The organism is Limnothrix sp. CMB-01 (assembly GCF_055193175.1).
The window spans coordinates 3984064-3996586 of sequence record NZ_CM143720.1 but is presented as its reverse complement, the minus strand read 5'-3'; the positions used below and the strand labels follow the sequence as shown (position 1 = coordinate 3996586).

At 56.6% G+C, this 12523-nt stretch carries 11 protein-coding genes; 5 read left to right on the top strand and 6 right to left on the bottom strand.

All coding sequences use genetic code 11. From position 1 onward, the window contains the following. A complete protein-coding gene (locus ACZA91_RS16500) occupies positions 1-660 on the top strand; it encodes a DUF3124 domain-containing protein (RefSeq protein ID WP_463183488.1) in 660 nt (219 codons plus the stop codon). A 97-nt stretch (positions 661-757) separates the two neighbouring features. Here the strand turns inward: ACZA91_RS16500 and ACZA91_RS16495 are convergent, their stop codons facing one another. Beyond that, the gene (locus ACZA91_RS16495) at positions 758-1804 is read right to left on the bottom strand and encodes a hypothetical protein (RefSeq protein ID WP_463183486.1); all 1047 of its coding nucleotides are present in this window, start codon (positions 1802-1804) and stop codon (positions 758-760) included. Between the two features lie 431 nt (positions 1805-2235). Here ACZA91_RS16495 and ACZA91_RS16490 point away from each other — a divergent pair, with 431 nt between their 5' ends. Continuing rightward, positions 2236-2331: an IS1/IS1595 family N-terminal zinc-binding domain-containing protein gene (locus ACZA91_RS16490; protein ID WP_463183483.1), complete on the top strand. Its 96-nt coding sequence runs from the start codon at positions 2236-2238 to the stop codon at positions 2329-2331. Positions 2332-2390: 59 nt separating this feature from the next. Here the strand turns inward: ACZA91_RS16490 and ACZA91_RS16485 are convergent, their stop codons facing one another. The 3 genes from ACZA91_RS16485 to ACZA91_RS16475 form a co-directional block, all read right to left on the bottom strand. Then, positions 2391-2840: a secondary thiamine-phosphate synthase enzyme YjbQ gene (locus ACZA91_RS16485; protein WP_463183481.1), complete on the bottom strand. Its 450-nt coding sequence runs from the start codon at positions 2838-2840 to the stop codon at positions 2391-2393. 131 nt (positions 2841-2971) lie between these two features. After that, on the bottom strand, positions 2972-3961 hold the full coding sequence (gene ylqF, locus ACZA91_RS16480; RefSeq protein WP_463183478.1) for a ribosome biogenesis GTPase YlqF: 990 nt from the start codon (positions 3959-3961) through the stop codon (positions 2972-2974). A gap of 34 nt (positions 3962-3995) precedes the next feature. Next, positions 3996-5483, bottom strand: coding sequence for a proton extrusion protein PcxA (locus ACZA91_RS16475; protein WP_463183476.1), 1488 nt, complete (start codon positions 5481-5483; stop codon positions 3996-3998). A gap of 232 nt (positions 5484-5715) precedes the next feature. Here ACZA91_RS16475 and ACZA91_RS16470 point away from each other — a divergent pair, with 232 nt between their 5' ends. Continuing rightward, the gene (locus ACZA91_RS16470; RefSeq protein ID WP_463183474.1) at positions 5716-7938 is read left to right on the top strand and encodes a recombinase family protein; all 2223 of its coding nucleotides are present in this window, start codon (positions 5716-5718) and stop codon (positions 7936-7938) included. Between the two features lie 75 nt (positions 7939-8013). On the opposite strand, the gene leuD is transcribed toward ACZA91_RS16470, so the two are convergent. Both leuD and dnaA read right to left on the bottom strand, forming a co-directional pair. Beyond that, positions 8014-8607: a 3-isopropylmalate dehydratase small subunit gene (gene leuD, locus ACZA91_RS16465; RefSeq protein ID WP_099533286.1), complete on the bottom strand. Its 594-nt coding sequence runs from the start codon at positions 8605-8607 to the stop codon at positions 8014-8016. A 92-nt stretch (positions 8608-8699) separates the two neighbouring features. Next, positions 8700-10118, bottom strand: a complete 1419-nt coding sequence (gene dnaA, locus ACZA91_RS16460; RefSeq protein WP_190354999.1) for a chromosomal replication initiator protein DnaA — start codon at positions 10116-10118, stop codon at positions 8700-8702. A gap of 757 nt (positions 10119-10875) precedes the next feature. Between dnaA and ACZA91_RS16455 the strand changes: the two genes are divergently transcribed. Both ACZA91_RS16455 and ACZA91_RS16450 read left to right on the top strand, forming a co-directional pair. Continuing rightward, positions 10876-11685 carry a carbon-nitrogen hydrolase family protein gene (locus tag ACZA91_RS16455; protein WP_099533253.1) on the top strand — a complete coding sequence of 270 codons (810 nt, stop codon included), beginning with the start codon at positions 10876-10878 and terminating at the stop codon, positions 11683-11685. Between the two features lie 166 nt (positions 11686-11851). Continuing rightward, positions 11852-12508 (top strand): hypothetical protein, encoded by a 657-nt coding sequence (locus ACZA91_RS16450; RefSeq protein ID WP_463183471.1) that lies wholly within the window; start codon positions 11852-11854, stop codon positions 12506-12508. Positions 12509-12523: the final 15 nt, after the last annotated feature.

Here is a 12523-nt window from a genome sequence, read left to right as displayed (position 1 = left end):
ATGCTGTCGATCGGGAAAATCATCGGGAACCCATGGCTCGGGCAAGCCGCCAGCCGCATCCGGCCAACCGGACTGATGGGCGCGGTGGCGGGCCTGTTGGTGGGTTGCCAAGCGCCCCCATCGCCTTCTCTGTCTTCGTCGTCCATGCCGGCTGGTTCGCCCCCGGTGCAACCCTTGACGCGCATCACCCAATCCGGCGGTGGCATTGTGATCGCGCCCGATCGCCTGGCCGTCAGCACCGGTCAGGTCATCTTGGTGCCAGCCTACTCCCATGTGTATTACGGCGATCGGCAGGATGAATTCCTGCTGAGTGTCACCCTCAGTATTCGCAACACCAGCCTCACGGAGTCGATTGTGGTGCGATCGGTGCGGTATTACGACTCCCAAGGCAAGCTGATCAAGCAATATGCCAGCAGTGCCTTGAAGTTGCCGCCCTTAGCAAGCACAGAATTTTTCATTCCCCAAACTGATCGCAGCGGCGGTTCCAGCGCCAGTTTTGTGGTGGAGTGGGTCGCGGAGCAAAAACAGGTTACGGCCCCGATCGTGGAAGCGATTATGCTCAGCACCAGTTTTCAGCAGGGCGTTTCATTCACCAGTTCTGGCCGCGTGATTCAAGAGCTTTCGGCCCCACCAGCCGCCCGATCGCCCAATTCGCAGTGATGACAAGGGGGCGCATCTGGCTGCACCATGGGGCGGTTAAGCAAGCAAAATCCTACTTTAGGAACCATGCTGCGGCCGTCGGAGCCAGGGCTGAGAACTACGGGGATCCTAAAGATTGCAGGGAAATGAACGCGATCGCCATGCCTAAATCCTCGTCATCGGTGGCCAACAACAGGCGAGTGGCGTTCGGCTCCGGAGCCAGGGCGATCGCTTCAATTTTGTGGTTGCCCGCTTGGATCAGATTTTGCGGGCGATCGACCGGCTGCCAAACCCATTGACCCTCAACCCAAGTCAGCGACCCCACCCAATATAGGGCCGACTGAAAAGGGCCCCGATCGCCGCCATCAATGGTGGCCAGACCCAACAGGCGACCATCGGCCAAATACACCAAATCCGAGAGCGATCGCTGGGTAGCCAAATTCAAGGGGCCGGTCACGGGGGCGCTGCCTTGTAGCGCGATCGCGTTGCTGGCCGGGTCAAACCAACCCCAATGGAGGGTGGCGGGGCGGCCCTGTCCACCGCGATCGGCAAACAGGATCGCCAGGCGATCGCCCCAGCGCACAATCCGCAGAGTTTCAATGTCGCGATCGGGTTCCGGGGTTGGGGGCAAGTTAAAAACCGCCCGAACGGTCAGTTCACCGGCCAGCGATCGGGGGTCTGGATTCAGGAAAACATCGGCGGTCGAGGAACCATTCTCCAACGCCGACAACCGATAGGCTCGTCCGCGACTGGTCACGGCCAGATAGTCCCCGGTTCCGGGAATGGCGCTGATGGCTTCGAGGTCGATCGGCAGTTCGGCATCGGGGGGCCAAGCGAGGGACGATCGGCCCCGGGGCGGTCGATCGCCCCATTGCACCTGACTGAGCCGATAAAGCGCCGTGCGGGCCCGATCTCCCTTGGTGTCGTGAACCGCCAAAAAGAACTCTTGATCGCCATCGGATCCCTGCCAGGCCAGGCCACTGATGCCCGAGAACCGATCGGCCCCGAGTTCTGTCCAGCGCAGGAGCAGAGGACTGCGGGCCCACAGGGGGGCGTTGACCAGGCCGATCGCCCCGATGGTCACCAGCAACAGCAGCGCCCATCGGTGAATTCGGCGCACAAGGGTTGAGAGTCGAGAACGGAGCGGCGTGAGATCTGGCAGCATTCGGAGCAAAATCGACAGCGATCAATCGACTGGGGAGCGGCTTCCCTAGTTTGACCGATGAGCTGAAGCGGTTGCCAGCTTATACCAATTTCCCAAAATTTTGAGACAGAATAGAGGTCATACTCTTATTCCCTATCCCTGCAAGTATATCAGGCATCCTCAAACTCGAAATCCAGGAATCAGCGGCGGAACTCAAAGCCTTGATGGAGCGCCAACAGAAAGCCAGCCAGCGGCGTAAAGTGCAGGTGCTGTGGTGGCTGAAAACCGGTCAAAGCGCAACGGTGAATCAGCTGAGAGCTTCAAGTTGGTAATGCTAAGCGCCAATTACGTAGCAAATCAATCGTTCCATTTACCCTAAACTTGGCAAACAAAGGGTAGTGCCTGTGAAGTAATGATGCGAGCCTAGAAGTCATCATTCATAGCTCCAGTTCATGTCTGCTTATCCTCAATGCCAATCCAGCCACACGGTCAAAAAGGGTCGTATCCACAACGGCAAGCAACGCTTCAAAGGTAAAGCCTGTGGCTAATAGTTCAACGGGGGCAATTTTCCAAGTCAGAATGGGTTAGTCAGCCGTTTAAGCACCCCTTAAACACCCCAAATTTGCAGAGACACGGAGCGCGATCGGGGGCCGTCTAACTCAAACAGCAACACCGATTGCCATTGCCCCAAACCCAATCCCCCATTCACCAGAGGAATCACCTGCGAGTTACTCAGGGCGATCGCCATCAGATGGGAATGGGCATTGATCGGCTCATCTTCCGGCACATCTCGCAAATGCAGATCGTTGTGGCGATAGGAACCCATGGGTGGAGCCAAAGTTTTTAGCCAAACTTTTAGATCCTGCAACAAGCGCACTTCATGTTCATTCACCGCCAAGGCCGTGGTGGTGTGCAAAGAAGAGACCAAAATTTGACCGTTTCGAGCACCGGTTTGCTGACAAAATTCAGTAACTTTTTCGCGAATTTCGGGGGTTAAATCATAGATTTCAATCCCTGAATCGGTGTTTCGTTTCAGGGTGTAGTGAACGATTTGCATGGAGCTAAGGGAACGATGGGCAGAGAATGAAAAAACAAATCATCAGGGGCAAATAGGATCGAGCAGGATCAAATAGGGCTGAAGTGATTTGAATTGGCTTGATTTGAATTAACTTGAATTAATTTGGATTGCTAACTGGGCGGTAGTTCCAGGGGCAAATTACCCAACGCGCCCTTCCGAAAGTCTTGCAACAGGGTACGGGCAGCTCGTTCCCGATCGCCCTGATAACGAAATTCCGCCAACGCGGGCACATAGTCCTCGCCGTTCAGGAGTCCCGGAGCCAAGCCATAGCGTTTTTCCAGCGCCCGATCGCCCGTCGATCGGGTCGTTGCCGTTGGAGGTGCTGTGGAGGTTTCTGTTAGGGATTCTGGCAAAGTTTCTAGTGAAGTTTTTGGCGAAGTTTTTGGTGAAATATCCGCCGGGGTTTCGAGCGTTGGTTGCGGATCCAAATTCAACCCGCACAGCAAATCCACCAAAGCCGCCGCTACCTTTTGGTTGTCGTAGGCCGCTTGGCCAATGTCGTCACAAATGGCTAACTTCACGGCCGCCGACTGATCCACCAAATTGGCGGGCAAAATGCCCGGCGCATCCAGTAATTCCAATTCTGAAGAAATTCGCACCCACCGCAATTGGCGTGTTACCCCCGGTTTGGCCGCACTTTCGACTACGCGCCGCTTCACCAACCGATTAATCAGCGCCGACTTGCCCACATTCGGAAAGCCAATCACCGCAGCCCGCACCGGCCGCGGCCGCATTCCCCGTTGCAGCCGCCGCTCATTCACCCAAGCCGCCACATCTTGGGCCGCATGGGCGATCGACTTGACCCCCTGACCCTGGCGCGCATCGGTGAAATAGGGTGTTTCCCCTTGCGATCGCATCCACTGTTCCCAATTTTGGCGAACGGGCCCCGGGATGGAGTCCACCCGATTCAGCACCAACACGCGGCCGGTTTTGGTGCCGGGGCGCTCCAGCCAACTTTGCAACTTTGGGTGATGGGTGGCCAGGGGAATCCGCGCATCCCGCACCTCAAAAACCACATCCACCAATTTGAGTTGCTCCAAAAGGGCTTTTTCGGCTTTGGCAATGTGACCGGGATACCACTGAATGGTTGGGGTAATCATGGGCGGGCAAGGGTGGAGAAGAACTGGAAACGGGCTACTCGTTCATGTCTTTGTAAGTGGCAACGGCGGAAGGCGAAATGCGATTGAGATATCGGAAAATCCAATACTTAATCACGGCATCCAAAATCACCGGAAAGGTCGCAATAAACAAAAACATGAAGTCTTTATTTTCCGGTAGCCCCAGGTGTCGAGAAATGCCGCTGACCACCACTTCCCAGCCGTGGGCCGAGTGATATCCCACAAAGATATCGGTTGAAAGAATGATCACGAAGGCCTTAGCGCTGTCGCTCAGACCATACATAATCTCATCAATGAAGGACTTGAGGACGGCAATTTCTTCGCGACTATAGGCAATCACTAGCCCAAACCCGGCCAGGGACAGGAAATCGGAAAAGACATTTTTGAGGGCATCGGCGCTGCGAACCCAGGATTCATTGGCAATTTCTGAGGCTTTTTCTTGAACTTTTTCCTCAATTTCTTCGGGGGTGAGTTTGGGCGTTTTGCCCAAGAGGGACTGGAAGTGCAGGAAGTTTTCATAGCGCTCTAGCTCAACCATGGCTTCTTCTTGCATGTCCATGTTGAGGAAGACGTTGTTGATGCTGGGGTGATAGACCCGATCGACGATCGGCCCCACCAGGAAGTTTTTGGACATCTGCTGCACCAACAGGGGCACCAAAATCAGCAGCAAGATGAATTTGAGCGAAACGATCGTCCGAACTTTGGAGGTGCGATAGTTTTGCAGCACTTCTTCTTCGGAACGATCGTCCAGGTCGCGCCGCACGCGATCGAAGGTGGTGAGGAGCGATCGGGGAATGAGGCCGGTGCTGCCGGTGGCGGAGGGTTTGCGCATTCCGCCGGAAATGTTGCGCGTGGCCACGTTCAGGGCCCCGGTTCGCCAACTGGAGGGCCGCTTGGGGCGAATTTTGGCGGCGTTGGCGGCGGCCTGCCACGATCGGGACTGGTCTAGGGCGGCGGTGGTGGTGTTGGCGGTGACGGGCGGCGATTCCTCCGGGGTGGCGGGCAGGTTGTCGCTGTTGAGTTCCAGCCGATCGACCGATCGACCGTGGACATAGCGATCCAAGGTATTGTCAATTAGCTCCAGTTTTTTGAGCACGATGAAGGAGCGATCGCCCGGTTCCGAAAATCGCCGGCCGCTTGCGTCGGTGCTGGTGGCGATCGGGGCGCTGGGATTGCTCAGGCCCGCTTCGGTTTTGCGGCCGGGAATCCCGATCATTTTGGTGCCAAAATCCAAAAAAGCATTGCTGCTGTTGAATTCCCACAACCGCACATCGATCATTTTCAGTTGTTTTTGCAGCTCGGTGCGAAAGTAATCGCAGGTGCTGTCACCGTAGCGGGTGCTGTCGAGGTCGATTGGATTGCCCTCGAAGTAGCGATCTTCCAGGGCCCGAATGGCGAGGGCCGCTTCATAGGCCTGGTTGAGCGCCCGTTCTGGGGTGGACTCATACCAACTCCCCGCATTCGCCCAGAGCGATCGCAAACCCGGAAGCCACCGATTCTTCATATTGTTCAAAGGCGGTTGAAATGCTGTGGCCAGCGATCGGGCTGACAGGTTGACATCTTTCCCTGAGGAAAATTCAGGGAATTCCGAGCCGTGATTTAACCCCACAACCGCAGTTGCCCAACGAGACCCAAAGGGCAACCCTGGAGCGGGACTTGAGGCTTGGGTATTGGGGTGATCGTTTGGAATCACTGGGCGATCGGTATCATAGCAAAACCATCATTTTTCCGTGCTTGTGGCTAACCATTTCCCGGCCTCCGCCACGTTTGCGCCCGATCGCCCGGCTGCGATCGCCCGATCAATTTGGATTACAGGCGGGGCCCTCAGCGGCAAAACCCAAACCCTGGTGGATTGGTTCCAGGGATTGCGGGATCAGTTGCCCCCGGGAAGTCGGGTGTTGGCCCTGGCGGCCAGCAGCGAAACCCGTTGGGCCCTGATGGAGCGATTGGCGGCGGTGGGTTGGCCAGCCATCGACTGCACCACCCCCCTGGGGTTTTTTGAGCAGGAGGTGATGCTGTTCTATCCGTTGCTGGCGGAGCGGGCGGGGTTTGTGCCGCAATTTCCGCTGCTGTTGCGCCCGGAAAATGAACAGGAACTGGCGGGGCAGTTGTGGGGCCCGGCGCTGGCTGAAAGCCCTGATGCACCGATCGCCCAGCCATTGCGAGAGCGGGCCGTGCGGCGGCTGTTGGATCTGTTGCAGTTAGCAGCCAACAGCAGCACGGATTTGGCGGAAATTCCCGATCGGCTGGTGCAAGGGCTGGGGCCAGCGGCAGCGGTGGAACTGCCGGGAAATTGGGTCGATCGGGCGGGCGCTCTGATTGTGGAGTGGCGAGACTGGTGCTTGCGGCGCGGTCTGCTCACCTACGGGCTGGTGAGTTGGCTCTATGGCCACTTCTTGCTGTCGGATCCGCGCTATCTCGATCGACTGCAACGACGCTATCAAGTGGTGTTGGCCGATGACACCGATGATTTTCCGGCCCTGGCAGGGCGGCTGCTGACCCTGTTGCAAGAAGGCGGGGCCTGGGCCGGCTACACCCACAATCGGGATGGGGCCAGCCGCTTGGGGTTGGGTGCGGATCCCGCGGCCTTGCAGCCCTTAGCCGATCGCTGCACCGATCATTTGGATTTGGGACGCGCGAATCACGATTTGGTGCAACGGGTGGCTCCGTTACTAACCACGGTGGCGCGGGAACCCTTTGCGATCGCCCCCTGGGCCGAGGCCTGGCCCCCCACGGTGCAAGTGCTGACCACCATTGCTCGGGCCCAACTGCTGCGGGAAACGGCCGAAACCATTGTGCAAGCCGTCCAAACGGAAGCCCTCCAACCCCAGGACATTGCGGTGATTAGTCCCGGTTTGGACTCGATCGCGGGCTACACCCTGGCCTCCATCCTGCGTGATCGGGGGTTACCCGTAACCCTGTTGGGCAACCAGCGCCCTTTGATTAGTTCGCCCACGGTGCGATCGCTCCTGACCCTGTGGACATTGGTTTATTCGGGTTTGGGCGACTGGCTAAATCGGGAAGATGTGGCGGAAATGTTGGTGGGGCTGAGCACGGAACCGGATCCTTGGTTGGCCACCCCGGAACCGGCGGCCACCGGGGCCGGGTCGATCGGGACAGAAGCGGAGTTGGATTTGGCGCTGCCGGACTTGGCAGAAACCAGCCCCACGGGCCTGCGCCGGGCGATCGATCCCGTGCGTGCCGGCCTGATTGCCGATCACTGCTTCCGTCCCGATCGACAGCGGCCGGAACTGTTGCCCGTGGAAGTCTTTGCCCGTTGGGATCGGTTGGGCTACCGAGCCACCATGGCCTATCAAAAGCTACGATCGTGGATTAGCGAGCAACAGCAACAACTCCGCCAACGCATGGTTCGCAGCCCCCTAATTGTGCTCGATCGCGCCGTTCAGCAGTTTTTGTGGCATGGGGGACGCTTGGATCCCGCCGAATTGGCCGCCCTGCGCGAACTCCTAGAAGCCGCCCATCGCTATTGGGACATCAGCCACCGCATTGATCCCCAAGCACCGGAAACGGAAACCATCCACAAATTCATTGCGCTGTTACGACGCGGCACGATCGCCGCCAACCCCTTCCCCAGTCAAGTGCTGAACCCGGCCCCCAGCGGCATCACCCTCGCCAATATTTTCCAGTACCGCACCGCTCGCCTTTCCCACCGCTGGCACTTTTGGCTAGATGCCTCCTCGCCCCTTTGGCCCCGGGGGGGCGCAGCGGTGTTGTTCGGCTCACCCCTGTTTCTGCAAGATTGGAACGGTCGCCGCCGCACCCCAGACGACGAGGAACAAGCAGACCTCGATCGGTTCGATCGGGTGGTGCATGACCTGTTGGGGCGTTGCCGCGATCGACTTTATCTGTGCCACAGCGATCTATCGGTCACCGGCCAAGACCAGTTGGGGCCCATGCGCCCGGTGATCGATGCCAGCGAGCTTGGAGTTGGCAATTAGGAAATCGGGGCTTTCCCGTTCGTCTGCAACCCGGATTCCACCGTGGCGAGATCGTAGGGGGCAAGACGACAGGCCCTAAGCCCAAGCCAGGTAAGGCAAACGGCCAGCAGTGGCCTGCACGGCCTCTCCTTGACTGACCAATTGACCGCAGCTATCCCACATGCCGCTGAGGAAGGCCTGGCGCGGCCCTTCCTTCATGGTGACGGTGATGGTTAAGTCCCCGATCGCAGCGGTCAGATTCACCAAATCCAAAGACACCGAGGCGCTGGGGTTGGCTTCAATGGCCCCTTGCAGCGCCAACACATCCTCATGGCTAGCCGTGACGCAGGGAATCCCGATCGCCACGCAATTGCTAAAGAAGATTTCCGCAAAACTTTCGCCCACAATCGCCCCAATGCCCCAACGGGCGATCGCCTGGGGCGCATGTTCGCGGCTGGAACCACAACCAAAGTTACGATTCACCACCAACAGCTTGGCCCCTTGGTATTGAGCCTGATCAAAAGGATGCTCGCCGTTCAGTTGGGTGCGATCGTCCGCAAAGGCATGTTCACCCAACCCATCGAAGGTGACACAGCGCAGAAAGCGAGCCGGAATGATGCGATCGGTGTCAATGTCATCACCGCGTAACGGCAAACCAGTACCCGAAACCCGTTGAACTTGACTGTTGATTTCGCTCATAGGACTGCTAAAGGGCTGCTGATGGTCATGAAACAGAGTGGAATTATCCTACCGCAATCGGAAATACTCTTAACTGAATGCCCTTAACTCGCCGTTGGTGGAGCCGGAGGTTGAGCCGCCAAATTAATTCGATCGCTCAGTTGGCGCAAATTTTGGGCAAACTCCGGATCCGCATCCTTTAATTGCGCCACTTTGTCGCAGCTATACATCACCGTGGTGTGATCTTTGCCGCCAAATTCTTCCCCAATTCGGGGCAAACTCAAATCCGTATGTTGCCGCATCAAATACATCCCAATTTGACGGGCTTGGCTAATTTCTCGGCGGCGGGAATTGCCCTTCAAATCCTCGATCAAGATATTGAACGCATCCGCCACAATTTGAATCACTGACTCGGGCGAAGCTTCCACCGTTTCCACGGGTGGGTTCAAAACCGGTGCAATGTTCTGCACCGTCATCGGCAATCCCGAGATCGAAATATAGGCCACCGCGCGAATTAGGGCCCCTTCCAATTCCCGAATATTGGAAGTATAGCTAGCGGCAATATATTCAATAACATCGCGGGTCATTCGAATATTTTCATACTCGGCTTTTTTCTGCAAAATGGCCATCCGGGTTTCAAAATCCGGCGGTTGAATATCGGCAATTAAGCCCATGGAAAACCGGGACGACAGCCGCTCTTGCAACCGAGGAATTTGACTGGGCGGGCGATCGCTCGCCAACACCACTTGCTTACCCGCTTCATGCAACGTATTGAAGGTATAGAAAAACTCTTCTTGGGTATATTCTTTACCTTCAATAAATTGAATGTCATCCACAATCAGCACATCAACGGCGCGGTAAAACTCCCGAAACCGCTGCATTCCGTCCTTGCGAATGGCGGCGATCAAATCATTGGTGAATTGCTCGGTGGAAACGTAATAAATTCTGGCATTCGGATCCGTTTCCAGACGGTAATGACCGATCGCCTGCATTAGATGGGTTTTGCCCAGTCCCACTCCCCCACACAAAAACAGGGGGTTAAATTCCCGACCCGGCGACTCGGCCACCGCCAGGGAAGCCGCGTGGGCCATGCGGTTGTTAGCCCCCACCACAAAGCGCGAAAAGGTATATTTCGGGTTCAGTTCCGTGGCGGTGCGGCCCCGATCGCTGGGGGCAGGGCTGGCGATCGGTGGGGCGCTGGGGGGATCGGCGATCGGCTCCGGCGGCGGCAGAAAGGCTTCCGGGTCGATCGCCCCGCCAACGCTTTCATCACCCCGGGCAGCCACGATCTGAATTTCCACCTCATGGCCCAGCACTTCGCGGGCCGCCTGGGAAATAGCTTTTAGATAATACTTTTGCAGCCAATTGCGAGCAAAGGGCGTGGGAGTCCGCACCACCAAAGCCTGATCGTCTAAGCGCTCTGCGATGGCCGTTTTGATCCAAGTTTCAAACGTTGGCCGACTCAGTTGGTTTTGGAGCTGATCCAAAACCTGACCCCAGAACGCATCGAGCGATTTTTCCACGGTGGACATCCTCTGGACGAATCTCGATCGAACCCCCATCGCAGGTCACCGGTAGCGATTCCACCCGTGCCCAACACCCCCAACGGTGTATTGCCCCGCGACTTCAGTTCGATGGCAACCATTCGATTGCACTGGTTGACTGCATAGGTTGACTGCATAGGTTGACTGCATAGCATTGACTGCTGGGATGGCAGCGATCGCCACAACCGGCAACCAGTGCAGCGAAGTTATTCTAGCCGTCTTTGTTCGATTGAACGGATCGAACCCGACCCAGCGCACAAAAACCCGGTCAAAATCAACGCAACAGCCCCGAAACCCAGGGCAGCGATCGGGCAGTTGGGTCACCCTCACGCCATTGCGTTGGCCCCGTCAGTAGGTTGGACTGGGCCGATCGGCCCGTCATCAGATTCCTCAAGACCCTGATTCCATGCTGGTCTGGTCGATCGCGCTCCAATCATCAACACAACTCCAGCAGCGAAATGCAGCATGAAGGGTCTGCTCGCTGACATCTAGTGTCCAGCAAAGAGCCATAAACCTATCATGAATCGGGCCAAGGGGCGATCGGCCGGAATTTCTTAAACAATTCATGCGCCTTCCGTGCGCCCTTCATCCGTCTTCCCTGCGGCTCAATCTGCCATTCAGACTTGGCATGGTTAATGACTTGGGTGTAACTGAACGCAACGAATGGGAAGAATTTACGGATAATCTAATGCGGGCCATCTGCCCCTAATTCCTGTTGTTAAACCGATCTGAACCTATGAAGTCCTACCTGGCGGCGGCAGTCCAAATGAACAGCCAGCCCGATCTGGCCCACAACCTGGCCCAAGCCGAAGACTTAATTGATCTGGCCGTGAACCGGGGGGCAGAACTGATTGGCCTGCCGGAAAACTTCTCCTTTTTGGGCGAAGAAAACGCAAAACTCGCCCAGGCCAGCGAGATCGCCGCCGCCAGCGAAAAATTCCTGAAAACCATGGCCCAGAAATATCAGGTCACCATTTTGGGGGGTGGATTTCCCGTGCCAGTGCCGGACAACCAGGTGGCCAACACGGCGCTACTGGTGGATCCCGATGGCTCCGTGGTGCGATACGAAAAGGTGCATTTGTTCGATGTGGATTTGCCCGATGGCAACACCTACCGCGAATCGCAAACGGTGTTGGCCGGTTCCCACTTGCCGCCCCTCTATCGATCGGACAATTTGGGCAATTTGGGTCTCTCGGTCTGTTATGACGTGCGGTTTCCAGAGCTATATCGCCATCTGTCCAAACAGGGTGCAGATGTGTTGTTTGTGCCCGCAGCGTTCACGGCCTACACGGGCAAGGATCATTGGCAAGTGTTGTTGCAAGCCCGGGCGATCGAGAACACCTGTTACGCGATCGCCCCGGCCCAAACGGGTCTCCACTACGGCCGCCGCCAGTCCCATGGCCACGCGGTGATTATTGATCCTTGGGGCACAATCTTGGCCGACGCAGGGGATCCGGTGGGCCTCGCGATCGCGGAAATCAACCCCGATCGACTGGCCCAAGTCCGTCGCCAAATGCCCTGCCTGGAGCATCGCGTTTTTGGCTAAATGTTCACCTGACTAACGCCCATCCAAACAACCCATCCAAACAACGGGGGCGCAACACCCGCCCCCAAACCTTGATTTTCTAATTATTGGCGAATTCCCTTTCCTACGAAAACCCAGATATTATTAAACAAATCACTTTATGTAAGCTTTTGAGTTCCAAGCTGCCATGGTTCCCCGAGTTCAGCTTTCAACCCTGATGGTAACGGCATTGTTGCTTACGGTGAGCTTCGGAAAATCAGCCCAGGGCCAGGACACAGACCCCCTGTGCTACTTCACCGATGCGGCTGGCAACCGCCGGGATCTCAGTGCTTGGTGTGGTCGGCCGGGTAACAATCCAACGGCCCCAAGCAGCGCTCCGGCATCTGCGCCGATGGGGCCACCTCCGGCGGCCACTAGTGCCAATGGCGGCGGCAATGTGGAGCTGTTGCAATGCTGGTTTGAAGGAGAAGATGGAGCCGAGCAACCCTCCGGCCTAACTCGGGGGATCAGCCACTTAATGGGATCAGTACAGAATCAGACGAGCCAGCCCGTCACAGATGTTAATGTGCGCTATGTTGTGCGCTCGCGATATGGTTCTAGTATTTTGAATCGGGCAGGACGATCGTTGAATGAGCGTTCACTAGCAGTGGACGCTCAAGGAATGTTCAATCGTCGAGATCAACCCATCGCACTAGATTTTAAATCTGATAGTAGAAATGATTGGGTGATGCAAATCGAAGGAATTGACTGGGTAGAAGCAGGTATTCAACGCTCCTATCAATTTCCTCAACCCAAAGATTGTCCTTTATCAACCTGGTTGCGTTCCAGGAGTAATGAACGCTAATTGTTAACACCTCAA